At 60.4% G+C, this 24,458-nt stretch carries 23 protein-coding genes and 2 tRNA genes; 12 read left to right on the top strand and 13 right to left on the bottom strand.

All coding sequences use genetic code 11. The features are described 5' to 3' along the window. Positions 1 to 75: 75 nt before the first annotated feature. Positions 76 to 1,956, top strand: a complete 1,881-nt coding sequence (locus QP922_RS02050; protein WP_284807612.1) for an FAD/NAD(P)-binding protein — start codon at positions 76 to 78, stop codon at positions 1,954 to 1,956. Positions 1,957 to 2,052: 96 nt separating this feature from the next. Here the strand turns inward: QP922_RS02050 and QP922_RS02045 are convergent, their stop codons facing one another. Beyond that, positions 2,053 to 3,213, bottom strand: a complete 1,161-nt coding sequence (locus QP922_RS02045) for a cystathionine gamma-synthase (protein WP_284807611.1) — start codon at positions 3,211 to 3,213, stop codon at positions 2,053 to 2,055. Positions 3,214 to 3,394: 181 nt separating this feature from the next. Here QP922_RS02045 and QP922_RS02040 point away from each other — a divergent pair, with 181 nt between their 5' ends. Together QP922_RS02040 and QP922_RS02035 are read left to right on the top strand one after the other, a co-directional pair. Then, entirely contained in the window at positions 3,395 to 4,318 is a 924-nt protein-coding gene (locus QP922_RS02040) for a mechanosensitive ion channel family protein (RefSeq protein WP_284807840.1), read from the top strand. A 2-nt stretch (positions 4,319 to 4,320) separates the two neighbouring features. Next, positions 4,321 to 4,710 (top strand): globin, encoded by a 390-nt coding sequence (locus tag QP922_RS02035; protein ID WP_284807610.1) that lies wholly within the window; start codon positions 4,321 to 4,323, stop codon positions 4,708 to 4,710. Here the strand turns inward: QP922_RS02035 and ald are convergent. Continuing rightward, positions 4,707 to 5,789: an alanine dehydrogenase gene (gene ald, locus QP922_RS02030; RefSeq protein ID WP_284807609.1), complete on the bottom strand. Its 1,083-nt coding sequence runs from the start codon at positions 5,787 to 5,789 to the stop codon at positions 4,707 to 4,709. The two genes, QP922_RS02035 and ald, sit on opposite strands and share 4 nt — an antisense overlap. A gap of 127 nt (positions 5,790 to 5,916) precedes the next feature. On the opposite strand from ald, the gene chrA reads away from it, so the two are divergent. Beyond that, positions 5,917 to 7,098 carry a chromate efflux transporter gene (chrA, locus tag QP922_RS02025; RefSeq protein ID WP_284807608.1) on the top strand — a complete coding sequence of 394 codons (1,182 nt, stop codon included), beginning with the start codon at positions 5,917 to 5,919 and terminating at the stop codon, positions 7,096 to 7,098. A gap of 40 nt (positions 7,099 to 7,138) precedes the next feature. On the opposite strand, the gene QP922_RS02020 is transcribed toward chrA, so the two are convergent. The 5 genes from QP922_RS02020 to QP922_RS02000 all read right to left on the bottom strand — a co-directional run bounded on the left by QP922_RS02020 (position 7,139) and on the right by QP922_RS02000 (position 12,953). Next, entirely contained in the window at positions 7,139 to 7,795 is a 657-nt protein-coding gene (locus tag QP922_RS02020) for a DUF8185 domain-containing protein (RefSeq protein WP_284807607.1), read from the bottom strand. A 3-nt stretch (positions 7,796 to 7,798) separates the two neighbouring features. Continuing rightward, positions 7,799 to 8,260, bottom strand: coding sequence for an acyl-CoA thioesterase (locus tag QP922_RS02015; protein ID WP_284807606.1), 462 nt, complete (start codon positions 8,258 to 8,260; stop codon positions 7,799 to 7,801). 70 nt (positions 8,261 to 8,330) lie between these two features. Beyond that, positions 8,331 to 10,001 (bottom strand): energy-dependent translational throttle protein EttA, encoded by a 1,671-nt coding sequence (gene ettA, locus QP922_RS02010; protein WP_284807605.1) that lies wholly within the window; start codon positions 9,999 to 10,001, stop codon positions 8,331 to 8,333. Between the two features lie 83 nt (positions 10,002 to 10,084). After that, positions 10,085 to 10,684, bottom strand: a complete 600-nt coding sequence (locus QP922_RS02005) for a single-stranded DNA-binding protein (protein ID WP_284807604.1) — start codon at positions 10,682 to 10,684, stop codon at positions 10,085 to 10,087. A gap of 184 nt (positions 10,685 to 10,868) precedes the next feature. Further along, on the bottom strand, positions 10,869 to 12,953 hold the full coding sequence (locus tag QP922_RS02000; RefSeq protein ID WP_284807603.1) for a bifunctional copper resistance protein CopD/cytochrome c oxidase assembly protein: 2,085 nt from the start codon (positions 12,951 to 12,953) through the stop codon (positions 10,869 to 10,871). Between the two features lie 76 nt (positions 12,954 to 13,029). Here QP922_RS02000 and QP922_RS01995 point away from each other — a divergent pair, with 76 nt between their 5' ends. The 3 genes from QP922_RS01995 to QP922_RS01985 all read left to right on the top strand — a co-directional run bounded on the left by QP922_RS01995 (position 13,030) and on the right by QP922_RS01985 (position 14,799). Next, complete coding sequence (locus QP922_RS01995) at positions 13,030 to 13,956, top strand: LysR family transcriptional regulator (RefSeq protein WP_284807602.1); 927 nt, start codon at positions 13,030 to 13,032, stop codon at positions 13,954 to 13,956. Positions 13,957 to 13,998: 42 nt separating this feature from the next. Beyond that, a tRNA-Arg gene (locus QP922_RS01990) sits at positions 13,999 to 14,072 on the top strand. Between the two features lie 79 nt (positions 14,073 to 14,151). Then, complete coding sequence (locus tag QP922_RS01985) at positions 14,152 to 14,799, top strand: hypothetical protein (protein ID WP_284807601.1); 648 nt, start codon at positions 14,152 to 14,154, stop codon at positions 14,797 to 14,799. On the opposite strand, the gene QP922_RS01980 is transcribed toward QP922_RS01985, so the two are convergent. Continuing rightward, entirely contained in the window at positions 14,800 to 14,985 is a 186-nt protein-coding gene (locus QP922_RS01980; protein ID WP_070673102.1) for a PspC domain-containing protein, read from the bottom strand. 120 nt (positions 14,986 to 15,105) lie between these two features. Between QP922_RS01980 and cmrA the strand changes: the two genes are divergently transcribed. Next, positions 15,106 to 15,918: a mycolate reductase gene (gene cmrA, locus QP922_RS01975; protein WP_284807600.1), complete on the top strand. Its 813-nt coding sequence runs from the start codon at positions 15,106 to 15,108 to the stop codon at positions 15,916 to 15,918. Positions 15,919 to 15,976: 58 nt separating this feature from the next. Here the strand turns inward: cmrA and QP922_RS01970 are convergent, their stop codons facing one another. Next, positions 15,977 to 17,521, bottom strand: a complete 1,545-nt coding sequence (locus QP922_RS01970) for an alanine/glycine:cation symporter family protein (RefSeq protein ID WP_284807599.1) — start codon at positions 17,519 to 17,521, stop codon at positions 15,977 to 15,979. Between the two features lie 292 nt (positions 17,522 to 17,813). Between QP922_RS01970 and orn the strand changes: the two genes are divergently transcribed. The 4 genes from orn to QP922_RS01950 all read left to right on the top strand — a co-directional run bounded on the left by orn (position 17,814) and on the right by QP922_RS01950 (position 20,194). Continuing rightward, entirely contained in the window at positions 17,814 to 18,446 is a 633-nt protein-coding gene (gene orn, locus QP922_RS01965) for an oligoribonuclease (RefSeq protein WP_284807598.1), read from the top strand. Between the two features lie 49 nt (positions 18,447 to 18,495). Next, positions 18,496 to 18,568 (top strand) — tRNA-His (locus QP922_RS01960). Between the two features lie 192 nt (positions 18,569 to 18,760). Continuing rightward, entirely contained in the window at positions 18,761 to 19,621 is an 861-nt protein-coding gene (locus QP922_RS01955) for a siderophore-interacting protein (protein ID WP_284807597.1), read from the top strand. A 27-nt stretch (positions 19,622 to 19,648) separates the two neighbouring features. After that, positions 19,649 to 20,194, top strand: a complete 546-nt coding sequence (locus tag QP922_RS01950; protein ID WP_284807596.1) for a DNA-3-methyladenine glycosylase — start codon at positions 19,649 to 19,651, stop codon at positions 20,192 to 20,194. 43 nt (positions 20,195 to 20,237) lie between these two features. Here QP922_RS01950 and sucD read toward each other — a convergent pair whose 3' ends face one another. From sucD to QP922_RS01930, 4 genes are all read right to left on the bottom strand, one after another. Then, entirely contained in the window at positions 20,238 to 21,116 is an 879-nt protein-coding gene (gene sucD / locus QP922_RS01945; protein ID WP_284807594.1) for a succinate--CoA ligase subunit alpha, read from the bottom strand. A gap of 8 nt (positions 21,117 to 21,124) precedes the next feature. Further along, positions 21,125 to 22,297: an ADP-forming succinate--CoA ligase subunit beta gene (gene sucC / locus QP922_RS01940; RefSeq protein WP_284807839.1), complete on the bottom strand. Its 1,173-nt coding sequence runs from the start codon at positions 22,295 to 22,297 to the stop codon at positions 21,125 to 21,127. Positions 22,298 to 22,495: 198 nt separating this feature from the next. Further along, positions 22,496 to 23,131 (bottom strand): hypothetical protein, encoded by a 636-nt coding sequence (locus tag QP922_RS01935; RefSeq protein ID WP_284807590.1) that lies wholly within the window; start codon positions 23,129 to 23,131, stop codon positions 22,496 to 22,498. Between the two features lie 66 nt (positions 23,132 to 23,197). Beyond that, the gene (locus tag QP922_RS01930) at positions 23,198 to 24,427 is read right to left on the bottom strand and encodes a L,D-transpeptidase (RefSeq protein WP_284807589.1); all 1,230 of its coding nucleotides are present in this window, start codon (positions 24,425 to 24,427) and stop codon (positions 23,198 to 23,200) included. Positions 24,428 to 24,458 lie beyond the last annotated feature (31 nt).

Below are 24,458 nucleotides of genomic sequence, written 5' to 3'. Positions count from 1 at the left end.
GCGATTTAACACAACGCATACCGACCGGTATTATTCCACTAGACAGCACAGTCTAAAAATTGAGGTTTGATTATTATGCCCTCCATCGCCATCGTCGGCGCCGGCCCCCGTGGCATCTCGCTGGTTGAGCGCCTCGCCGCCCACCTGCGCGCCACCCCTCTTGCAGCACCCCTGACGCTGCACATCATCGACGACGCCCCACTGGGCGCCGGCCGTATTTGGGATACCGAGCAAACTCGCACGCTGTGCATGAACACGCTCGCTGGCGCGGTAACCCTCTTCACTGAGCCGGGCTCCACCACCACCGCCCCAGTACTTGAAGGCCCCATTCTCTACGAGTGGATCCAGCTGCTGCGCGGCGAGCGCCCAGAACTTTCCCCCGCCAAACTGGAGCTTTACGACGCCTTCCCACCCCACCGCGACCTCGCCAGCTCCTTCGCCGAGGAACTGGAGCAGACCCACCCAGAGTCCAACCCTTCCCGCGCGCTCTACGGCGCCTACCTGGAGTGGGTCTATGAGGTAGCACTGGCACAGCTTCCGGAGAACGTTAACGTGGTCCAGCACCGCGCCCGCGCGCTGTCCGTGGAGGACCGCGGTGAGCAGGATGTCATTACGCTTTCCGATGACACCACCATCACCGCCGACGCCACCGTCCTGGCCTACGGCTGGCAGGTCCCGGCACTCAACGAATCCGAGCGCGCCCTGGCGGACGCTGCGCAGTCAGGGCTGCACTGGGTCCGCCCCGACAACCCCGTTGAGCAGCCGGTGAGCGCCGTTCCTGCGGGCGAGAAGGTCCTGGTCCGCGGACTGGGCATGGGCTTCTTCGACGTCATGGCGCTGCTGACCATCGACCGCGGTGGTGAGTTTGTGGAAGATCCTTCGACGCGCTCCGGGCTACGCTACGAGCCGAGCGGCGACGAGCCGCACTTCATCGTAAGTTCGGGCCGCGGCTACCCGTATATCCCGAAATCGGAGTACCACGCGCTGCCGCCAAAGGCAGCGCTGACCCGCTTCCGCGCCGCGGTCGCCGCTCTCGATCCGAAGGCTGAGCTCGACTTCGGCACGCAGCTTGTGCCGCACATCCTGCGCGATGCTTACGCCGAGTACTACGAGAACCAGGCGCGCGTGGCCCCTGAAGCGCTTAAGCGCCCACTCGAGGACATCCTGGCAACTATCGACGCCACCGCGGTCAATGCTGCGGACTTGCGCAGCATGGCGAACCAACTCACTGCTGCGCTCGAGGGTTCCTCGAACCAGCCACTAGACCTGGCACACTGGGCCCACCCGCTGGCCGATTTTGAAGGCGGTGACCTTACTGAATACATCGCAGAGAGCCTAGCGCGCGATATCCGTGAGGCCGTCGCCGCTGCCGATTCCCCGCTGAAATCCGCACTGTGGGTCATCTCCGCCGCGCGCAAGCCCGCCTCCATCGCCGGTTCCGAGGGCCGCATGACGTGGGAGTCTCGGACCAGTACCTACAAGGAATTCATGGCTTTCGGCCAGATGGTGGGCTCCGGTCCGCCGCTGTTCCGCACGCGCCAGCTGCTCGCGCTTGCCGACGCCGGCCTCGCCACCTTCCTCGGCGAGCGCCCCCAGCTCGAGGTGGGCGAAAAGTTCACGCTGCGCACCGCGCATGGCGAGGCCTCCTCGGCCTGGCTTATCGACGCCTGGATGCACTCCCCCGACGTCCGTCGCGCCGCCGACCCTCTCGCGGTCTCGCTCAATGGCCGCGTACGCGCCTTCGTTGACCACGGTCAGGCTACCGGCTCGCCGGAGACGACCTGGAACCGTCGCGTGGTCAACCCCGGCGGTGGTAAGGATCCCCGCTTGCATATCGTCGGCATCCCCACCTACGCGCAGTGGCCGGACACCACCATCTCCCCCATGCCGGGCACGGACCCGCTCATGCTGCAGGAGACCGACCGCACGGCCGGCTCCCTGCTTGACTGCCTCTAGTCACGCTCAACACAAGCACCAATACCCGTGACAACCGCGGCCCTGAGCATGCCCTCAGAGGCGCGGGCAGCCCGCGGTGCTCAGCATGGCTCGGTGCTAGCTAAGGGCGTCGAGGGCCTGCTTTAAGTCCTCGAGCAAGTCCTCGATGGACTCGATACCTACCGAGATGCGCACGAGGTCCGCTGGCGGGACGAGCTCGGAGCCCTCGGCCGAGATGTGCGTCATGTTCTGTGGGTGCTCAATGAGGGACTCCACACCGCCGAGGGATTCGGCCAGCGAGATGAGCTTGGTGTTAAGACACACCTGGCGGGCATGTTCTTCGCTGTGAAAGCACACTGACATCATGCCGCCGAAACCACGCATCTGTTTCTTCGCCAGCTCGTGACCTGGGTGGGACGGCAGGCCCGGGTACAGAACCTGCTTAACCTCGGGGCGGGACTCCAGGAATTCCGCCACTGCCTGCGCGTTGGCGCAGTGGCGGTCCATGCGGACCTCGAGGGTCTTGATGCCGCGGGCGGTGAGGTAGGCGTCGAAAGGCGACGAGACTGCACCGACGTTGCCCTGGAAGTAGAGCAGGCGCTCATCCATCTCAGCCGAGTTGGTGACGACCGCACCTCCTAGCACGTCCGAGTGGCCGCCCAGGTACTTCGTGGTGGAATGCAGCACGTGGTCTGCGCCGAGATCTAGGGGGTTCTGCAGGTAGGGCGTGGCGAAGGTGTTGTCGACGACGATGTGGGCGTCGGAAAGCGCTTTGACCGCCTGAGCCACCTCGGCGATGTCCGTGACCGTCGTGGCCGGGTTGGTGGGAGTCTCGAGCCAGATGAGCTTCGTGTTCTCCTTGAGGGCCGCCTTAACCGCTGCGGTATCGGCAGTGTTGACGATGCTCAGCTCCACGCCCCACTCACCGTAATCGTGGTGCAGCAGGCGGTACATGCCGCCATAGGCATCGTTGCCCAGAATCACGTGGTCACCCGGGCGGACGATGATGCGGATAAGGGTATCGACGGCCGCCATGCCCGTGGCAAAGCAGCGAGCGTAGGACGCGTTCTCAAGTGCCGCGAGGGTTTTCTCCAAGGAGTGGACCGTGGGGTTGGCCACGCGGCCATACTCGTAGCCGCCGCGCAGCTGCGCGAGACCATCCTGCTGGAAGGTCGTGGAGGCATAGATCGGCACGTTGATGGATCCCATGTAGGGATCCGGCTGGTAACCGGCATGGATGGAACGCGAAGAAAAGCCAAGAGTGCGGTTGTCAGTCATGGCACCACAGTCTAGACCAAGCTGTTCAGTAGTGAGAGTGACAGCCTTTTAATATTCACTCATCGTGCCTACTATCGGTAGGCGTCCCTCACGAGCAAACGAAAGGCCCCCCGTGATCACTTTTACTACCGCCGAAGACACCGCCGTCGATAGCGTCACCCAGTGGTGGCAAAGCGAGCACATGCGCTCGTGGCTCGTCGATAAGCCCATCGGCATCGCGCTCATCCTCATCGTCGCCATCGTGGGCAATTGGCTGTTGCGCCGCCTCATCACCAAACTGGCTGACAACAGCATCAAGAAGGGCAAGCTCAGCTCGCCGCTCTCGCCACGCAAAACGCACGCCGAGACCGATAAGGCCCTCGCCTCCACCAACGAGGCCCGCCGCGTGTCCCGCATCCAGACCCTGGCGGGCGTCGGACGTTCAGCGGTGTCTATTTTCGTCTGGGTCTGGGCCGCACTAGCCATCCTGGACAAACTCGGCGTCAACGTCGCCCCGCTTGTCGCTTCAGCAGGTGTTGTCGGTGTTGCCCTCGGTTTCGGCGCCCAAGCGCTGGTGAAGGACTTCCTCTCCGGCATTTTCATGCTCATGGAGGACCAATACGGCATCGGTGACACCATCGACCTGGGCAACGGTGTCTTCGGCGATGTGGAATCCATCTCCCTGCGCATTACGACCGTCCGCGATATCGATGGTGCGTTGTGGTACGTCCGCAATGGCGAGATTCTGCAGGTAGCCAACCACTCCGACCGCTACTCGGTAGCCCGCATCCAGGTGCCAGTTGCACTCAGCAACGATCCGGACAAGGCCTACACCGTCATCAACGCCGCGGCTGCCGACGCCTCCCACGACCCCGCCATTCGAGACATCATCCTCGTCGAACCGACTGTCAACGGCATGTCCGGCCTTGAAGTCGACCACATGTCCTTCCGCGTGTCCGTCAAGACCCTGCCCGGCAGACAGTGGGACGTCCAGCGCGCGCTCCAGTCCAAGATTCTCAGCGCGATGCATGCGGAAGGAATCGCCACCCCCTACCCGCGCGGGATGGCCATCTTCGACATGGAAGAATCAGGTCAAGGACAAGGCCTGACGCGAAAGGAAAACTAGGCATGCAACCGAACAGTGTGTACGAGGCCATCGGCGGGATGGAGACCTTTGAGAAACTCGTTGGCGGCTTTTATGCCCAAGTGCGCACTGACGGCGTCATCGGCCCCATGTATCCGGACCAGGATTGGGATGGCGCGGAACAGCGCCTGCTGTGGTTCCTCGTTCAGTATTGGGGCGGCCCGCAGCTCTTCTCTGAGAACCGCGGGCACCCACGCCTGCGCATGAGGCACGCCCCCTACCCCATCGACATGGCTGCCCATGATCGCTGGTTGGAGCTCATGGGAAACTCCCTAGCAAAGATTGATGAGGAGACCATCCCGCCGGCCTACCGCACCATGATCTGGGATCACATGGAGCGGGTAGCGGCGATGCTCATCAATACCGCGCCTTAAAGGTTGAAAGCGTCCTTCACCGGCTGGGAGACCAACTCTCCACCGCGGGTCATCAAGCCACCCGCCAGGCCCGGGAAGCGCTCAACCGCGGCATCATAGCCGCCTGCAGCAAGCGCGCGCATGTAGGGCAAGGTGGCCGAACCCAGCGCGCGGGTGGAGGTGTTGGCCACCGCACCCGGCATGTTAGCCACACAGTAGAAGAGGGTGTCGTGGACCTTGAAGGTCGGGTCGTCGTGCGAGGTTTTGTGGGAGTTCTCGAAGCAGCCGCCTTGGTCAATGGCGACGTCGACAAGCACGGCGCCTTCCTTCATGCGCTTGACCACATCTTCCTTCACCAGCTTCGGCGCAGCAGCACCCGGCACGAGAACCGCGCCGACAACGAGGTCGGCCTCAAGGAGCTCAGCCTCCAGCGCTGCCGGGTCGGACACGATGGTGCGCACGCCGCCCTGGTACTGCTCGTCGAAGCGCTGCAGCACGTGCGGGTCAAGGTCCAGCACGGTGACCTCAGCGCGCAAGCCGTGGGCCATAGCCACAGCAGACGCGCCGACCTGGCCGCCACCAATGACCACCACGCGCGCAGGCTGGGTACCCGGAACACCGGGGGCCAGCACGCCGCGACCACCCTGGGTAGACAGCAGGTGGTGCGCACCTTCAATGACCGCGAGGCGGCCAGCAACCTGGGACATCGGGGTCAGCAGCGGCAGGGTGCCGCGGGCATCGGTGACCGTCTCATAAGCGACGGCGGTGGTGCCAGCCTTCATGAGCGCCTCCGTGAGTGGGCGGTCAGCTGCCAGGTGGAGGTAGGTGAAGAGCAGGAGGTCATCGCGCAGGAAGCCGTACTCAGCCTCGAGCGGCTCCTTAACCTTGACCACCATGTCTGCGGCCCAGGCTTCCTCGGCGGTCGCAACGATGGTAGCGCCGGCCTCCGTGTAGAGCTCGTCCGGAAACGAAGCACCTGCGCCGGCATTGGTCTCGATGAAGACCTCGTGGCCGTCCTGCACGAGCGTCTGCACGGCGCTGGGGGTAAGGCCGACGCGGTTCTCGTTGTTCATGATTTCTTTGGGGGCTGCAATGCGCATAGTGTCAGACTCCTTTGGAGACAGAAAATGTTCGTGCCTGGCCCAGCTTAGTCCACAACGCTGCAGCTTGGGGCCGGATTTGCTTTTTGAATCGCGGTCGGCCCCCATAGGAGCTAGGATGCCGGAAATGGGCAATCTAATCGGTAATATGCGCGAAGTTGGCCGTTCATTTTTCCCCTTAGGATGGACCGCTTTCGGGGGCCCTGCGGCCCATCTGGGCTATTTCCGGACCGAGTTTGTGAGCCGCCGAGGATGGCTGAGCGACGCCGCTTATGCGGATGTGGTTGCCATGTCGCAATTCCTGCCGGGCCCGGCCAGCTCCAAGGTAGGCATGGCGCTGGGCTATGGACGCGCAGGGCTTGCGGGCATGGCGTATTCGTGGTTCCTGTTTACGTTCCCTTCGGCACTCATCCTCACCGTGTTTGGTCTGGCGGTTCCGGGCAGCGGGGTGAGCTGGCTCGACGGACTATTAGCCGGCCTTCTTGCTGCGGCGGCCGGCGTGGTGGTGCATGCCATTGTGGGCATGGCAAAGAAGCTCTTGACGACGCCCACCACCCGGGCCCTCGCCCTTATCAGTTCTGCCATACTCCTCGTGGCCGGATCGGCATGGCAATTAGCCGTGCTCGCTGTGGCGGGGCTGCTGGGGGCAACGATACTGCGCCGATTCTTGCCGGCGTCCACCGCACCCGACACCGCGAACGACCTCCGCACAGTACCCGCCGGGCTAGCGTGGGGCTGCCTGGGCGCGTTTTTCTTCCTGCTCGGCGGTTTAGCGGCTGCAGCACAGTTCACCGATTCCTACCTCGTCACCCGCGCCAACGCCTTCTACCAGTCCGGCGCTCTGGTCTTTGGCGGCGGGCACGTGGTGCTTCCACTGTTGGAAGACCAGTTCGTGGGGGCCGGCTGGCTGAGTCAGCAGGAATTCTTGGCCGGCTATTCGGTAGCGCAGGGAGTGCCGGGACCGCTGTTCACCTTTGCGTCGTATCTCGGTGCGGTTGATGGTGGCATCGCGGGCGCCATCTTGGGCACGGTGCTGATCTTTTTGCCTGGAGCGTTTCTGACACTATCTGCGCTGTATTTTTGGGCGCGGTGGAATCACCTGGCGTGGCTGCGCGGTGCGTTCTCCGCGATTAGTGCGGCCGCTATCGGCCTACTCGTGGCGGCCCTGTGGGATCCCATCATTACCCACGGGGTCACTAGCTGGACTTCTGGAATGATTGCGGTCGCTGCCGGCGCAGCTTTGTTCTTCAAGGCTCCGCCGTGGGCCGTCGCAGTGGGCGCGGCCCTGGCTGGCGCGGTACTGCTCTAGCGCATGGCAATAGAGCGCGCGGTGGCTTTGCCACCACGCGCTAGAAAAGGGACAGGCGCGTCGAGTGATAGACGCTGCCAAAAGGAGCATCCACACGCACCCAACGGCCTTTTCCAGCAACGCGCAGGTGGCGAGGCACATCCATGGGGGCAGCAAACCCTGGGATGAGTCCCAAGTTGGTGCAGGCGAAAATCATCCGCATGGGGATTTCAACCTTGTCCTCCCCGTTTTCTACCGTGATGACGGTTTGATTGAGCAAGCTTGACGGCGGACCCATCGGGCCAGAGAATTGGCGGGCCAGCTGCTGGCCTTGATCCGCGAGCTCACGCACGACGGTCACGGGAAGCGAATCGATCTCCACAAAACCGTCTTGCGGCGGCAGCGCACCGGGCCACGAGGGATCACGGGCGGGGCCGAGTTGAAGCTCCACGGGCTCGCCGAGGAGATCGGGGTTGGGGGAGGCCTCGAGGGCGTCGAGAAGCGACTGCGCTGCGACCACCGCACCATCACGCCCCACCGTGCCTTCGACGCGGCGGGAGGCCACAACCTCAAAAGGCGTGGTGACAAACACCTCGGCGTGGGCATCGTCGTGCTGGCGCAGGCGCACCGACGCCGAAGCATCGAGCCCAATCGCGCGGGTGAGCAGGGCACGCAGCCCTACCCCACCACCACTCACTTCGAGCGTTTCACCGACCATGGTCTAGGCGTTATCATCCAGCTCAACGACAGCATGCTCGAGGATAATGTTGCGCTCCTCCTCGCTCACCTCGCGCGGCATCTGCGTATCCGGGTCGATGGTGACCTGGACACAGTCGATAACGCAGGCAACCTGCCCCTGGGAGTCCTTGATCTTCTGACGCGTGGTAAAGGACGTGCGGCCCAAGCGCACAACCGTGGTTTCCACCGTCACCGTGCCGTGGCGGCCGTCCCACTTGATAGGGCGCACATAATCGGCCTCAATGTGGCGGACAAAGGCCACCATGTTAACGCCGCGCGAGTAGAAGTTGTGCATGGCAAACGCCAAGCGGGCTTCCTGCGCCAGCTCAATAAAGTTGGCATTCATCATGTGGCCGTACATGTCGAAGTCCGACCACCGCACACCAACGGTCAGCGCGTGGACGTTATCCGAAGTTTCCTCCGACACGACATTCTGAGCAGACATTCCAGGATCCTTCCTGAGGTTTAGATAGGCGCTAGGCTGCGCCTACCGGCTGAGGGGTGAGGGACTCAACCTAGCGGCTGAGCTTGCGGTGCGTCACGCGGGACGGGCGAGCTGTCTCTTCACCGAGACGCTCGACCTTGTTCTTCTCGTAATCACCGAAATTGCCCTCGAACCAGAACCACTGGCCTTCAGCAACGTTGCCCTCCCACGCCAAGATGTGGGTACAGGTGCGGTCGAGGAACCAACGGTCGTGGGAAATGACCACCGCACAGCCCGGGAACTTCTCCAGAGCGTTCTCAAGGGAGCCAAGGGTTTCGACGTCCAAGTCGTTGGTCGGCTCATCGAGGAGGATCAGGTTGCCGCCCTCCTTGAGCGTCAGCGCTAGGTTGAGGCGGTTGCGCTCACCGCCGGACAGAACCTTGGACGGCTTCTGCTGGTCTGGGCCCTTGAAGCCGAAGGCCGACAGGTATGCACGCGAAGGCATCTCGTTTTGGCCGACGTGGATGTAATCCAGTCCACCGGAGACGACCTCCCACACGGTAGCTTCAGGGTCAATGTTCTCACGGCCCTGGTCCACGTAGGACAGCTTGACGGTCTCGCCGACGGTTACAGTTCCGGAATCCGGCTGCTCCAGGCCCACGATGGTCTTGAATAGGGTGGACTTACCCACACCATTCGGGCCGATAACACCGACGATGCCGTTGCGCGGCAGGGTGAAGGACAGGTCCTTGATGAGGATACGGCCGTCGAAGCCCTTGTTGAGATTCTCAACCTCCACAACCTTGTTACCCAGACGCGGCGGGGTCGGAATCTGAATCTCTTCAAAGTCAAGCTTCTTGTACTGCTCAGCCTCAGCCGCCATCTCCTCGTAGCGCTGGAGACGGGCCTTGTTCTTAGCCTGGCGAGCCTTAGCACCGGAGCGAACCCACGCGAGCTCGTCCTTCAGGCGCTTCTGCAGCTTCTTATCCTTGGCACCAGCCACCTCGAGGCGCTCGGCCTTCTTCTCCAGGTAGGTGGAGTAGTTGCCCTCGTAGGGGTAGAGCTTGCCGCGGTCAACCTCACAGATCCAGCCCGCGACGTGGTCGAGGAAGTAGCGGTCGTGGGTCACGGCCAGGACAGCGCCCGGGTAGGACTCGAGGTGCTTCTCCAGCCACTGGACGGACTCGGCGTCGAGGTGGTTCGTGGGCTCGTCGAGAAGCAGCAGGTCCGGCTCGCTCAGCAGGAGCTTGGCCAGTGCTACGCGGCGGCGCTCACCACCAGAAAGGTTGGTCACCGGGTCATCGGACGGCGGGCAGCGCAGGGCTTCCATGGCCTGCTCAATCTTGGAGTCAACTTCCCAGGCATCGGCGTGGTCCAGCTCCTCCTGCAGCTTGCCCATTTCCTCCATGAGCTCGTCGGAGTAGTTCGTGGCCATCTCCTCGGCGATCTGCTCGAAGCGCTGCTTCTTCTCAAAAATCTCGCCGAGGCCTTCCTCAACGTTTTCACGGACCGTCTTCTCCTCATTAAGCGGCGGCTCCTGGAGGAGGATGCCCACGGTCTTGCCCGGATCGATGAAGGCTTCACCGTTGGAGGGCTGGTCGAGGCCGGCCATGATCTTCAGGATCGAGGACTTACCTGCACCGTTGGGGCCCACGACGCCAATCTTGGCGCCCGGGTAGAAGGCCATGGTGACATTGTCCAGAATGACCTTGTCACCGATGGCCTTGCGCACGTTTTTCATCGTGTAGATGAACTCGCCCATGTTTCACCCTTTGCTTCTGTCAGGAATGGTAAATAACAGTACAAAGACTACATCACATGGGCGCTGGCGGTGCCCTACCCTGGTTAGACCATGACCTCCTCCGGCTCCGGAATCTCCTCGGCGGCGCTCTGCGCCTGCTGGCGGTCAGCAGCCGTATCCTGCGGGGTGTCCTCGGTGGGCTGTAAAGCCTCGGGCATGGCCTCCGCCTGTTCCGACGGAGGTGCAGTGCTTTCCGACGCCGTATGGTCCACGTCCGGCACCGGCGGGTTCTCCCCCAACCACAACTGCTCCGCACCCTCTTCCCCATAGGGCGTGCCGATTTTTACCGAAGTAATAATGAAACGGTTCAGGTCCAAGCCCACATGGCCGGCCTTAATGTACGTCCTAGAACGATTGCCACCCTGCGGGTCCTTCCACTGGTCGGTGACAAGAGAGCCCATAACAAAGATGGGCATACCTTTGCTCAGTGATTTCTTGACGTTGATGGCGCACTGGCCCCAGACTTCGGCATCGATGAAGTTGACGTCGAGCTCGCGCCAAACAGTCTTGCCTTCCTCGGTGGTCTCGGGAACACTGCGGGAAGAGGCGATGCGGAAACGGGTTTTGTACATCGTCTCGCTGATTTTGGTCAGATGTGGGTCGCTGGTCAGGCGTCCGGTCAGTGAAATGGGATATTGCGACATTGCGGGGTCCTTTACGTGGTTCGTGATTCTGTGTCCAAGGAGGCGTCATCAACCTCCCTTGGTTCGCATCATTGCCACGCCCCACAGCGCCCGCAATACCCCAGCCACAAACCTGTGGATAACTTGTTGAAAGCGTCAACAAAGTAGGGGTTTAGGCCCCCAAATTTCACAGGCCACTACACCGTTAGTGCGGGCGGAAGCCCGTGTCATCCCCTTCGCTCATCTGCTTGAGCATGGCGTTGTAGCTCGCCAGGTCAGCATCGCCATCGATGTCGGCCTTCGCGTCATAGCGGCGGGCTTGGGCGCGGTCCTCGCGGAGCCAGTCGATAAACAGCTTTCCAAACACCACCACCAGCGGGAACTGGCCGAAGCCCCACGAGATACCGCCACCAGCGCGCTGGTCCTTGACAAAGTCCGGGTCCCACGGCAGGTTTAGCGACTCATAGAACTCCAAGCCCAGGATGGACTGCATCTGCATGAGATAAACACCGGCGAAAAGATGCAGTGGCATCGAGAAGAAAAGAATGGCCAGACGAATCTTGGTCGGTGCGCGCCACGGCAGCGGGTCAGGTCCGATGACCTCCCAGTAGTAGATGTAGCCGGATATCAGAAAGACCCAGTTCATGATGACGTGCCCGGCATGTTCTGAAATGGCGAGCTCATAGAAGCTCGGGAAAAGGTAGAGCACGTAGAGGAATGTCAGGAACTGCAGAACATTGACCGCTGGGTGCGTGAGAAAACGCAGGGTACGGGACTTGGTGAGGGCCACGGAGGCGTCGTGAAGCGTTGGCTTGCCAGGCTCCCCCGGCTCGAAGGCTTCCATCATGAGCGTGACCGGCGCGCCCAAGACCAGGCACAAAGGGATGGCCATGGAAAGGATCATGTGCACGAGCATGTGCATGGAATACAGCGCCGGCATATACAAGCCGATGCCGTTACTCAAAATGAGCGTCATGCCCAGCGAACCCACCAGGAACCAGGCGGTACGCTCAGCCGACCACGTGAGGCCGCGGCGCTTGAGGCGCCACAACGCATAAAGGTAGAAGCCCGCGAGGACGAGGCCGAGTGAGCCAAACATGAGGTCAAAGCGGAACATGGTCCACACGTTGGAGAAAGTGGGGGCGTCGAAAAGCTCATAGCCCACCAGGATCTGCATGGCATTCAGGTTCGGGTCACGTGGGGGCGGTGGTGGGGTGCGACCCATGGAAATAGCCACGCCCACGGTGGCGGCCATAATGGCAACCTCCACGATGGATACCCTAATGAACAGGCGCGGGGAACGCTTAAGCTGCGGAATGGTAATGCTTCGATGCACGTAGCCGACCGCCGCGAGCACCACGGTGAGCACGGCTTTGCTCAACACGAGCAGACCATACCGCGTGGAGAACAAATCACTCAGCTCGACGCGAATGAAGGCATTGACCACGCCTGTCGCAGCGAGAGCCACGATAGAAAACAGCGCCACCGAGGAGTAGCGGCGCACCGCCACATCCATGTCGGGGCCGAGGCGGCGGCCATGGGCGATAAGCCCCATGAGCCCACCGACCCACAACATAATGAAGAAGAGGTGGATAAGCAGGGAATTCGTGCCATAGTCGTGGTCACCGCCAGCCGCAGAGTGGCCCTCCATCCCGAGCGGGACTGTAAGGAGCAACGACAGGAAGAACGCACCCACCTGCCCTGCCCACGTGCGGGCAAGGAAGCCGACGAGGGCAACAAGAGCGGCAATACCGGCGGTCAGTAGCCAGACTTGCGACGCCGCAATCTGCCCCACCGCCATGCCCATCAGCTCCGGGTTGAGCACCTGGGCAATGGGCGTGCCTGTCAGGTCTGACATCACGAGGGGAACCTCAAGCAAGGACACCACGGCGGCGCCCACGGCCGCCCAGGCGCCGGTGCGGGCGGCAATGTGGCCGTCGACAGTAAGCCCAGCCCGAATGAGCTGATCGTTGTCCTTATCCGGTACGGCCGGGTAGATGAAGAAAGCACTGGCCATGAACGAGCCGATAGATAGCGCCATCAGCATCCACGCGGCTGCACGGAAGAAGGGCAGACCGAAGGTGGTGACGCGACCTGGGTCAGGGATGCCCAGTGCAGCGAGCGAGTCCGCGAGGAAAAATAGCGAGATAATTCCGCCGACAAGACCCGCAAAAACGACAAAAGAAAGATTGAGAAGGCGGGAAGATTGGGCCCGCGGACCGGATGGTGCGACCGCCGTCACAGGCGCATGTTGGGCCTGTGAGCTGGAGTTATCTTTCTCTTCGTGCATAGTGGGCAGTGTACCGCCCCTTCTTCTCTCTTACCTAAAAGGCAGCAAAGTCTCAGCAATAGGGTAGTCTGCACTCATGGACTCTCGTCAGCTTCACCATTTCCGCACCATCGTGGACCACGGTTCGTTCACGCAGGCTGCGGAGACGCTGCGGCTTACGCAGCCATCATTAAGCCTGACCGTTCGCAGGCTTGAGGAGGACCTCAACGTCAAATTACTTTCCCGCGGGCGCAGTGGTGTTAAGACTACGGAGGCTGGCGAGTTCCTCTATGGAGTTGCGACCTCCGTCGACACTCTTTTGTCCACCGCGACCACGCGGCTAGCGGAGATTGCAGCCGGAAATGCAGGGTCGGTGACCTTGTGCTCGGCGCCTGAGTTTAACTGGCTGTTTATGCCCTCGGTACTGCGGCGCATGCGCGAGCGCGCGCCACAAGTCAACGTCTCTCTCAGTGATGTGGAGCCCACCGAGACTCTCAAGCGCGTGCTGGATGGCACCGTAGAAATTGGCATCATACCTAGCACCAATCCGCAGCGATTCCAACACCTCTACGGCGAGCAGCTGGCCATTAGCCGCGCGGCTGATTTGGAGTTCCGCGTGGCTCTCCCCCAACGTTTGTCCCACCTGCCGGATCCGGTGCGCTTGTCTGCGCTAACAGCAGAGACGTGGCTGCTACCGCAGCGTTGGACGGAGCTGAGCGGGCTGCCGGAGCTGTTGGATCAGCTGTGGGCCACGGCCCCTGAGTGCACGCCTGCCACCGTGCAAGAGGTCTCGACGCTGCAGACAGGCCTGCCGCTCGTGGCGGGTGACTACGGCATCAGTCTCATGCCCCACACCGCCCAGGCTTTGGGCCAGCGAGGAGTGCACTTCCGGCGCATCGAGGAGCACCTGCCCTCGATGCAGGCTTTGCTTATCCATCGTGCAGACCGAGCGCTGACCCCGGCAGCACAGACGCTTCTCGACGTCCTCCTGGACACCTCCTCCGAGCTTCCTCACGTGAGCTAGGTTTCCGGCTGAGAGAAGTGCTGAGTTATGATGTCTCGGTACGCCTCCATAGCTCAGCGGATTAGAGCAGTGGGTTTCTACCCCATGTGTCGCGGGTTCGAGTCCTGCTGGGGGCACGCAGGTCAGAGCCACTTTTCGCCGCTTTATCAGGCGACTGAAGGTGGCTCTTTTTCACTCTCACTTATGCTGAGATATATGGATATCACTCTCGCCACGTTTGACCATGCCCCCGACACTGCGCTGAAGGGGAAGCGCTTTAGGAATGCCTGGGCGCCGTCGGAAAGCTATGCACAGTCGCGCCGAGGAGTACTCACCGGACAATATCCGCAACGCGGCGCGACCACACGCATCACGGAGATCTTCGAGGAAGCGGGGTATGAGATCCGGCAGGACGCAGACGGGGTTTCTGCCAAGCAGAAAGTGTTCCGGCTCCTCGAGCAACCGGATCCCGCCGCGGTGGCATCACTCGACGGCATCGTGGCGGTCTGTTCGCTCCAGGCAAGCGAGGATGGCACGGCGCCCATGTCGCTGCTGTGGCCGGGCGTGGCGGAGGACGGCGAGAGCACCGAGCTGGTGTCCCCGCTGGACCTCGCGCCAACGCTGGCGGCCATCGCCGGCCTCGACGTGCGCCCGAACGCCGCGCTGTCCTTTGACGGGCTCAACCTCGTGCCCCTGCTGCGCTACGGTGCGGCTGGACATGCGGCGCTCTTCTTCGACAACGGTGTGCGCATGATGGACGCCACGCTTATCGACGGCACCGCTACCCCACCCTCCGCCCTCCCGCGCTTGCAGGAGGAATGGGGACTGTGGAAGAGCTTTATGGGAATGGGTCCGCTTCAGTAATTACTGGATGGGAATGACAACCCACAGAATGAGGTAAAGCAAGATTCCAGAGAAACCCAAGAGTGTGGCTACAACGAAGAGCACGCGCACCAGAGTCGGATCAAGATCGTAGGTCTCCGCGATGCCACCGCAGACACCTCCAATCATCGTGTCGGTCGTGGAACGAGTTAGGCGTTGGTTGTTCATGATGCCTCCTTTCCCTTTCTATTATTCAGAGCGAGTGTGGGGAAGGGTATCGGGAAAAACCCTGATTTTCCTCTACTCTGGGTGGAAACTTTGACCTCAGAGAAAGGACGCCGTTTCACCATGGCTCATTCCCCCGGGCTGCCTGCCCCTACCCGCACGTCCTATGCCCTGCTTACTGGTGCTAGCCAAGGCATCGGCGCCGCAATGGCCAGGGATTTAGCAGCACGCGGCTACAACGTCATTCTTGTCGCCCGCCGCGAGGAAGTCTTGGAGTCCATCGCCGCGGAGCTGCGTTCCCGCCATGAGGTCGACGCCATTGCGTTGGCCGCCGACCTCTCCGAGGCTGCCGACGTCTCCCGGGTCATCGACTTCATGTCCGGCAAGGAAATCTCCATCATCGTCAACTCGGCGGGTATCGCCAGCTTTGGCAAGTTCATGGACCAAGACTGGGACTACGAGACGCGCCAATTCGATCTCAATGCGAAGGCCGTGCACCGTTTGACCCGCGCCGCACTTGACCAGATGCTGCCACGACGCAGCGGCGCTATCTGCAACGTTGGTTCGGCTGCCGGCAACGTCTCCATTCCGAACAACGCCACCTATGTGTTCACCAAGGCCGGCGTCAATGCGTTTACGGAGGCGCTGCACTACGAGCTGAAGGGTACGGGCGTGAGCTGCACGCTGCTCGCCCCGGGGCCGGTTCGCGACGCCGTCATTCCAAAGGACGAACAGTCCATCGTAGACAAGGTGGTACCGGACTTCCTATGGACTACCTACGAGTCTTGCTCTGAGGAGACTCTCGAGGCCATGGCCCGCAACCAGCGCCGAGTGGTTCCCGGACCACTGTCGAAGGCCATGAATGCGCTGGGCAAGATCGTCCCCACGCCGATTGCTGCGCCGCTCATCGGCAGCTTCTATTCCAAGATGGCCTAAAACGCACCACAGGCGCACCTCTCGATTGCCGAGAGTGGGCGCCTTAATGGTTGGGGTCTTACTTACTCTGTAGCGGGGAATCCTGTGCGATGGCCTTCTGCGCGGCCTCCTGGCGGGCGAGCTTGCGCTCTACCCAGAACTCGGCGTTCTTGATCCCAAGCGCCTCGGGGTCAAACTGTGGGTCCTTGCCGGCCTTCTTCTGCTCGCTGTAATCCTTGAGGCATTTCAGTGCCGGGATTTGCAGGAAGAGAATCGCAATGATGTTGAGCCATGCGGTTGCGCCCACGCCGATGTCACCCAGAGCCCAGGCGGCGCCCGGAGTCGAGGTAGCACCAACAACCACGGAACCTACAAGCAGTACGCGCAGTACCCACACCAGAGTTCGACGGGCGACCTTGCTCTTGATCCAGCGGTTGAAGTAAGTCAGGTTAACTTCTGCCATGTAGTAGTAAGCCAGAACTGTGGTGAAGGCGAAGAACGCAATAGCAATGGCAACAAAGGTTGGGCCGAAACCAGAGAGCAGGGTGTCGAGGCCGTGCTGAACGTAGCCCGGGCCGACCGCAACATCGTCCGGAATCGCACCGGCGTAGCGCACCGGACCGTCCTCGGATTCGTTCTCAAAGACCTTGTACATGTCAGTGGAGATGATGATAAAAGCGGTAGCGGAACACACGAAGAGAGTATCGATGTACACCGCGAAGGCCTGAACGAAGCCCTGCTTGGCCGGGTGGGACACTTCGGCAGCAGCTGCGGACTGCGGGCCCGTACCCTGGCCAGCCTCGTTGGAGTAGATACCGCGCTTCACGCCCCACATGATGGCAGAGCCCAACAGGCCGGAGAAGGCTTGCTCTGCACCGAAGGCGGACTTGAAGATCATGCCGAAGACCTCGGGGATCTGACTGAAGTTCACGAAGAGAATGATGATGGCGAAGAGGATGTAGGCACCAGCCATAAACGGAACCACGAGGGAGGCGAAGTTGGCGATGCGCTTGACGCCACCCACGATGATGATGGCGAGCACGCCTGCCAGGACGACGGCCGACCAACCAACGCTAACGCCCCATGCATTATCGACGGCCGCAGCCACACCGTTGGCCTGAATAGCCGGTAGGAAGTAGCTGGTGGCCAGAATCATGGCGACGGCGAAGACACAGCCGTAGACCAGCATGAAGGGGCCTGCCTTGGTGTGCTTGTAGGCCTTCTCGATGTAGTAGGCCGGGCCACCGCGGTACTCGCCAGTGTCCTGGTCCTTCTCCTTGTAGACCTGCGCCAACGTACATTCAACGAAGGACGTCGCAGAGCCCAGCAGCGCCACGGCCCACATCCAGAACACCGCACCTGGACCACCGAAGGCGATAGCGGTAGCAACACCGGAAATATTACCCACGCCGACGCGGCCGGCTAGGGAAATCATGAGGGACTGGAAGGAGGAAACTCCGGATTCGGAGCTTTCGCCGTCCTTGAGCTGCTTGATCATGTCGGGGATGCAGCGGATTTGAAGAAACCTAGTCACCACGGTGAAGTAAATACCTGCACCAAGGCACAGGAAGACCAACACGGGCGACCAAATTACTGCGTTGAGTGTGTCGATAAAGCCTGACATCGGAGGAAACCGTCCTTCGGGATTTGTGAGTGCCGTCACTTTTCGGGATGGATTCATCATGGCCCATCACCTAATGCTTTCGTGAGTAGAATCATGAAAAAGTTCGGCACCTCTGCCGCATCCACTCACCTCCACAAAGCAAACCCCCAGCTCACATCGATTAAGGTGAACTACCGCACCTCTTTGAGAAAACCTAACTCCGCAGCCTCCAACCACCCCCTTGAGCACCCCCGATAGCCGCCTGAGCCCCGCAACGAAGGCCACTACAGGGGAGGAAACTAAGGTGGGAGACATGAGTGAAATCCCCACCAAGAATGACCGCCTTGTCTGGATCGACTTGGAAATGACCGGACTTGACCCCAAGCGCCACGTCATCGTGGAGGTCGCCGCCGTGGTTACCGACGCCGAGCTCACCATCCTGGACGAGGGCCTCGACCTCGTAGTCCACGCCACTGAGGACGAGTTGGACCAGATGGATGACTTCGTCACCAAGATGCACGCCAAGTCTGGGCTCGACAAGGAAATTCGCGAATCCACCGTGACGATCGAGGAGGCAGAGGAAGCGGTCTTGAGGCTCGTCGAGAAGCACTGCGACCCCTCCCACCCCGCTCCACTGGCCGGAAATTCCATCGCCACCGACCGCATGTTCATCCGCACCTACATGCCGCGCTTGGATAAAGCCCTGCACTATCGCATGATTGACGTCTCGACGATCAAGGAGCTTGCGCGGCGCTGGCACCCGCGCGCGTATTACAACCAACCCGATAAGGGCATGGCGCATCGAGCATTGCAAGACATTATCGAATCCATCCGCGAGCTCGACTTTTACCGCCGTAGCGTCTTCCGCACCGATGAAGGCCCCACGAGTGAGGAAGCTGAGCAGCTCAAGGCTGACACGACCGCAGACTACCAGGCGTTTTTGTAAAATCCCCGGCGTGGGTTAACCTGTATCTCGTTGCTTTCAGGCAACGATGGTGGCTGTAGTTCAGCTGGTAGAGCACCAGGTTGTGATCCTGGGTGTCGCGGGTTCGAGCCCCGTCAGCCACCCCGAACAAACCCCGCATTTTGCTTGAGCAGGATGCGGGGTCAACTTTTTGCATTGAGCCCCAGCACCACCGCACCCGCGCACCACCAAGCCCCACAACCAGCCGGACTTGAGTATGTTAGCCTTACCTAATTGTATAGTGTGTAGGCTTCCGCCTGCACAGCAACTCAAGTTTTCAAAGGACAGTGATAACGATGGCTGGCCAAGCTAAAGAGGCAGCGCCGAAGCGCAAGCCCCGCAAGGCGCATGAAGCAACCGTAACTGGTCGCTACCAGGTCTCTCCGGATTTGGTTCGGTTGAGTATGAACTCCCCGGCTTTTGTGGGCAAGGAGCTGGAGTTTACGGATCACTACATCAAGTTGTTATTCGTGCCAGAAAGCGCCGATTATTCTTGGCCGTTTGATATCCAGCAGATTCGCGAAGAGCAGCCGCGTGATAAACAACCAATCCTCCGCACCTACACCCTGATTAACCTAGACCCAGAGACCGGGGACTTCGACGTTGATTTTGTCGCCCATGGTGATTCCGGCCTGGCTGGCCCGTGGGCACGCGTAGCTGAGGTCGGCGAGAAGATCGGCTTCCTCGGCCCAGGTGGCGCGTGGGGACCAACCGCAGACTATGAGCACTTTGTGTTCGCCGGCGATGAATCTGCAGCACCGGCCATCGGTGCCGGTGTCCAGCATCTCCCCGAGGGCGCGACCGCTACTGCCTTCATCGAGATCGAGGAAGAAGACCGCACGTTTGAGCTGCCCACCCGCGAGGGCGTGGAGATCGTCTGGGTAATCCGCAATGGCGCTACCCACGGCACTGAGCTATCCCGCGTGGTACGCGAGGCTGGTATCCCCAAGGAGAAGAAAACCAACTGGTTCATCCACGGTGTCGCCGAGATGATCAAAGAGCTGCGTCGCTTCCTTTTCGTGGAATCTGGAATTCCCAAGGAAGACGTTTCTATCTCTGGCTACTGGCGTATCGGAATGACTGAGGACCAGTGGCAATCTTCCAAGCGCGAATTCAACGCAGAGATTGAGGCCGAGGAAGAAAGAGCTAAGTCCTAACGCTTGTTTTCACGTTAGACTGCGACAATGATCGATTTCACCGACACCGCCGACGTCGTTGCTCCCCAGCTTCTTGGCACGGTGCTCACGCACAACGGCGTTTCGGTACGCATCACGGAGGTCGAAGCTTACCTCGGCGCAGACGATGAGGCCTCACACACTTTTAACGGCCGCACCCCGCGCAACGCCGCCATGTTCGGCCCGCCCGGCCGCCTCTACGTCTACATGTCCTACGGCATTCACCGGAACGGCAATATCGTCTGCGCGCCCGAAGGCACCGGTCAGGGTTGCTTGCTCCGCGGCGGGGAAGTCATCGAGGGAATAGAGCTTGCCTACCAACGCCGGGGTGACACGGAATTTCATAATCTCGCCCGCGGCCCCGGCAACTTAGGCAAGGCGCTTGGCTTCAGCATCGCAGACAACGGCACACCCATTCGCCTTAAACAACGCGATAAGGAACCTGAGTGGGTCCGCGGGCCGCGCATCGGCATCTCCAAGAACCAGGACGCCGCGCTGCGGTTTTGGATCCCCTTCGACAAAACAGTGTCTCGACGCCGCGGGCTCCCCCGCTAACCTTTTCTTAGTGCATGAGTTAGGAAACCCATGCACTACATTTTTAAACCAGAGCCGCTCGCACCAACTCTGCCGCTTGGGACGGGGTCTTTCCCACCTTCACTCCGGCTGCTTCCAACGCTGCCTTCTTGCCTTCTGCCGTACCAGAACCACCAGACACGATGGCGCCAGCATGCCCCATCGTCTTGCCTTCCGGCGCGGTGAAACCCGCAATATACGCCACCACTGGCTTCGTCACATGGTCCTTGATGTAGGCTGCGGCATGTTCCTCAGCGTCGCCGCCGATCTCACCAATCATGATGATCGCTTCGGTATCCGGGTCGTTCTGGAAGGCTTCAATCGCGGAAATATGCGTGGTGCCGATAATCGGATCTCCTCCGATTCCCACACATGTGCTGAAACCAATATCAGATAGCTCATACATCATCTGGTAGGTCAAGGTGCCTGACTTCGACACCAACCCAATCTTTCCTGGGTTCGGCGCGGTTTCTGCGGGAATGATGCCCGCATTGGACTGTCCCGGCGAGTAAAGCCCCGGGCAATTGGGCCCAATAATGCGCGTTGATGACTCTCGCCCCAGCGCATAGAGCTCCGCAGTGTCCTTGACTGGAATACCTTCCGTAATAATCACCACGAGCTCAATGCCGGCACGGATAGCTTCTTCCGCCGCATCCTTGGTGAATTTTGCCGGCACGAAGATGACGGTGACGTTGGCGTCTGTAGCTTGCATGGCCTCACGCACGCTTCCGAAGACGGGAATCTCACGACCCTCGATATCGACGCGCTCACCTGCCTTGCGCGGGTTGACCCCACCCACAATGTTGGAGCCGGATTCCAGCATGCGGCGCGTGTGCTTCATGCCTTCAGAACCCGTCATGCCCTGCACGATGATCCGCGAGTCTTTATTGAGAAAAATCGACATGTCTACTCCTAGTTCGCCAGCTCCGCAGCCCTACGGGCGGCGGCGTCCATGGTTTCGACCTGCTCGAGTTTGGGCAGGTGTGCGTCGTTAAGAATCGTGCGTCCCTGTTCTGCGTTGTTGCCGTCGAGGCGCACCACGAGCGGCTTGGGTTCAATCCCCTCAGAATCCAGAATCTTGTAGGCCTGCACGATGCCCTTGGCTACTTCATCGCAGGCGGTAATACCACCAAAGACGTTGACAAAAACGGATTTGACCTGCGGATCGCTGAGAATCACTTCGAGCCCGTTGGCCATCACTTCTGCGTTAGCGCCACCGCCGATATCGAGGAAATTCGCGGGCTTCGGCTGCGAAGAAAGATCTTCGCCGGCATAGGCCACAACGTCGAGCGTCGACATCACCAACCCAGCACCATTGCCAATAATGCCCACAGAACCGTCGAGCTTCACGTAGTTCAACCCCATCTTTTGCGCTTTCAGCTCTAGCGGGTCCGTCGCGCCATGGTCTTGGAGCTCAATATGTTCGGGGTGGCGGAACTGCGCATTATCATCAAGCGTAACCTTGCCATCAAGCGCAATAATGTCACCACTAACCGTCTTGACCAGTGGATTGACCTCCACCAGCGTGGCGTCCTCCTCCGTGTACACCGTGTAGAGCTTCTTAAACACGGGCACAAGCTTGGCGACGTCCCCCTCATCAAACCCCGCCTCATACGCCATGTCCCGTGCCAGTGTGTCCGTCATACCGTCGAGCGGAGAGAAACTGCGCTTAATCAGTGCGTCTGGGCGCTCTTCAGCAAGCTTTTCAATCTCCACGCCGCCTTCCTTGGAGAGCATGGCCAGGTAGCGGCGCTTGGTGCGGTCAAGCAGGATGGAGAAATAGTATTCCTCGGCGATGTCCGCGCCTTCTGCCACCATGACCTTGCGCACGGTGTGGCCCTTAATCTTCAGTCCAAGAATCTCGTTGGCTTTCTCCGCGGCTTCCGCGGGGCTGTGCGCTAACTTGACTCCTCCGGCCTTGCCGCGCCCGCCGGTTTTGACTTGCGCTTTGACCACGACAACCGGCGTGCCCAGCTTCGCGGCAGCTTCTTCTGCCTGTACGGCTGAGGTCGCAACAATGCCTTTGAGGGTGGGAACCCCATGAGCTTCAAAGAGGTCTCGAGCTTGGTACTCGTAGAGATCCACTTCTGCCTCCATCTTTGCAGTGAAAACTATTTCCCACCAAGATTCATCAAAACGGAGACGTGATGCAAACCACGCAGTATCCCTTGCTGCGCCACACTTCACACACTTTGCTGGCCGCGCAACGACGCCGCAATGTTGCCCGTAGTAGGACTACCCTGCGCCAGAATAGGATTAACTGATTTAACTTTCGGGGGCACCCTAAGCGACGCCGTCGATAAGCGCAGCCAACTCCTTCGACGCGCCTTTCATATCCTCGACGTCCTTCGCATCGCCCTGCGAATGGCGGAACATGAAGTTAATAACCTCCGCATTACCCACGCTGGTCACGCAAAAGAACTGCCGCAAGTCCGCCTCGGGGTGCTTGGCACAAGCGAAATAGCGGCCACCCTCGCTAAAATCGAGCTCTTCAAAGGGCTTTACCTCTTCGCCATTCTCTTCCTCTTGACGCTGGTAATCCTGAACAATAAAGGAACGCACATCTCGGGCGGCCTGATCATTGTCCTGCGGGCACGTATCAGTCTCACCCTCGTCCAGATAGCTAGCGTCAATCATGAACTGAAGTCCGTCACGTTGATAGAAACGGCCCCAACCATCAGGCTCACCCGAATCATAGGTTGGGTCGTGCGGCAAACCAGCAAACTCTTCCGGCATAGCCTCCAGCAATGCAGGGACATCAAATTCCTTAGCGCAGGTGCCTTCCTCGACCGGCACTGGCGTGCTAACGCTTGAGGCTTGAGAGTTGTCACGAGGCGCTGGTGCAACCTCACTGCCCGCAGAACACGCCACCAAAGACATCGGCGCAACCACTATCGCTGCTCGCATCAACCAGTTCATGGTGGGCTCTTTCCCTTCGCACAATCGACAGTTTGCCTGCGAGGCTACCCGGCAATCACCTGGTTGTTACTGGTTAGCGGTAGCGTTCCCCGCAGACCACGTCTCCCAGTCCATGTTCCAGTCCCCCAAACCGTCAAGCGGGCTGAGTACACCGCCGCCGGTATTGGAAACCCGAACCACGTCTCCGCGTTTGACGGTGTTCTGGAACCACTGGGCATCTTCGGTCGTGACGTTAATGCAGCCATGGGACTGGTTGTAGCTACCCAGAGCTCCTACCGCCCACGGCGCAGCATGAACGTAGATGCCGGAGTAGGACATCTGCGTTGCCCATTTGACGTTGGTCTTGTAACCGCCGGCATCGAGCGCCAGGCCGAAGGTGGTGGAATCCATGGTCAGGTCCGGATACTGGTCGCCGATGACATACACGCCATTCGGGGTATCCCACTTTCCATCCGTGCCCATGGAAATCGGAATCCGGCGCAGAACCTCACCGTTTTTGAATACCGACATCATCTTGGAGTTGTTATCTACCAACGTGATGACGCGGGCACCGATGGTGAAGTTCGTTGAGGCGTCCTCGCCACCGTAGACGCCGCCGCCAAGGTTGCGGCCGTAGAGGTCGACGTCGACAGTCACGCTCGTTCCCGGCTCCCAATACTTCGCCGGGCGCCAGCGCACTTCCTGGTTATTAACCCAGTAGAAAGCGCCCTCCACTGCCGGTTCAGTCTTGACTGTGATGGCCTCCTCGGCCGCCTTGCGGTCGGTGACGTAATTGCCAAAGCGCACGCCAATAACCTGTCCTACGCCCACTTCAGACTCTGGGAGGGGGCTCAAGGCAACTTCAGAAACGGCCGCCGCCTGCGGCGTTGTGAAGGTAATGGTTTTGTGGTTGCCGTCTTTGTCTTTCGCATCAATGGTGTAGGTGCGGTTGTAGCCCAGCACCTCGGCGTTCTTCCACGTTTTCGAATCGGAGGAAAGCTTGTCCTCCACCACCTTACCGGACTCGTTGGTCATGGTGACCTCTTTGAGCCCCGCAGTGGAGGTGACTTCAATCGGTTCAGAAGGGTCAACATCTTCTGCCCCATCCTTGAGCGAGAACTTGAGTTGCTTCGCCTTTGCGGCTGCCGACGCCGATGCTTCCGCCGCCGCGCTCTCCTGCGCCTCTTCGGCCGAAATCTCCGCCGCTTCTTCCTTGGTTTCTGGAGAACCAATGGTGCAGGCGGCCATCAGGGACGCGGCCGCAAGCAGTCCAGTGAGAAATCCTGCGGGACGTGCCTTAGGGAATAGAGAACGCACACAAACCCCTAGATAGATGAGACGTTGATAA

Origin of the sequence: Corynebacterium sp. MSK218, assembly GCF_030232655.1 — a bacterium.
In the GTDB taxonomy this organism is placed as follows: Bacteria; Actinomycetota; Actinomycetes; order Mycobacteriales; family Mycobacteriaceae; genus Corynebacterium.
This window is presented reverse-complemented; position numbering and strand designations above follow the sequence as displayed.

Coding starts and splice junctions, on each gene's coding strand:
- ettA (WP_284807605.1), bottom strand. CDS start 10,001: ATGGGCGAGTTCATCTACACGATGAAAAACGTGCGCAAGGCCATCGGT.
- QP922_RS01985 (WP_284807601.1), top strand. CDS start 14,152: ATGGATATCACTCTCGCCACGTTTGACCATGCCCCCGACACTGCGCTG.
- QP922_RS02050 (WP_284807612.1), top strand. CDS start 76: ATGCCCTCCATCGCCATCGTCGGCGCCGGCCCCCGTGGCATCTCGCTG.
- QP922_RS02045 (WP_284807611.1), bottom strand. CDS start 3,213: ATGACTGACAACCGCACTCTTGGCTTTTCTTCGCGTTCCATCCATGCC.
- QP922_RS01995 (WP_284807602.1), top strand. CDS start 13,030: ATGGACTCTCGTCAGCTTCACCATTTCCGCACCATCGTGGACCACGGT.
- QP922_RS01970 (WP_284807599.1), bottom strand. CDS start 17,521: ATGTCAGGCTTTATCGACACACTCAACGCAGTAATTTGGTCGCCCGTG.
- QP922_RS01935 (WP_284807590.1), bottom strand. CDS start 23,131: ATGAACTGGTTGATGCGAGCAGCGATAGTGGTTGCGCCGATGTCTTTG.
- QP922_RS02035 (WP_284807610.1), top strand. CDS start 4,321: ATGCAACCGAACAGTGTGTACGAGGCCATCGGCGGGATGGAGACCTTT.
- sucD (WP_284807594.1), bottom strand. CDS start 21,116: ATGTCGATTTTTCTCAATAAAGACTCGCGGATCATCGTGCAGGGCATG.
- cmrA (WP_284807600.1), top strand. CDS start 15,106: ATGGCTCATTCCCCCGGGCTGCCTGCCCCTACCCGCACGTCCTATGCC.
- QP922_RS02000 (WP_284807603.1), bottom strand. CDS start 12,953: ATGCACGAAGAGAAAGATAACTCCAGCTCACAGGCCCAACATGCGCCT.
- QP922_RS02015 (WP_284807606.1), bottom strand. CDS start 8,260: ATGTCTGCTCAGAATGTCGTGTCGGAGGAAACTTCGGATAACGTCCAC.
- chrA (WP_284807608.1), top strand. CDS start 5,917: ATGGGCAATCTAATCGGTAATATGCGCGAAGTTGGCCGTTCATTTTTC.
- QP922_RS02040 (WP_284807840.1), top strand. CDS start 3,395: ATGCGCTCGTGGCTCGTCGATAAGCCCATCGGCATCGCGCTCATCCTC.
- QP922_RS01950 (WP_284807596.1), top strand. CDS start 19,649: ATGATCGATTTCACCGACACCGCCGACGTCGTTGCTCCCCAGCTTCTT.
- ald (WP_284807609.1), bottom strand. CDS start 5,789: ATGCGCATTGCAGCCCCCAAAGAAATCATGAACAACGAGAACCGCGTC.
- orn (WP_284807598.1), top strand. CDS start 17,814: ATGAGTGAAATCCCCACCAAGAATGACCGCCTTGTCTGGATCGACTTG.
- QP922_RS01980 (WP_070673102.1), bottom strand. CDS start 14,985: ATGAACAACCAACGCCTAACTCGTTCCACGACCGACACGATGATTGGA.
- QP922_RS02005 (WP_284807604.1), bottom strand. CDS start 10,684: ATGTCGCAATATCCCATTTCACTGACCGGACGCCTGACCAGCGACCCA.
- QP922_RS02020 (WP_284807607.1), bottom strand. CDS start 7,795: ATGGTCGGTGAAACGCTCGAAGTGAGTGGTGGTGGGGTAGGGCTGCGT.
- QP922_RS01955 (WP_284807597.1), top strand. CDS start 18,761: ATGGCTGGCCAAGCTAAAGAGGCAGCGCCGAAGCGCAAGCCCCGCAAG.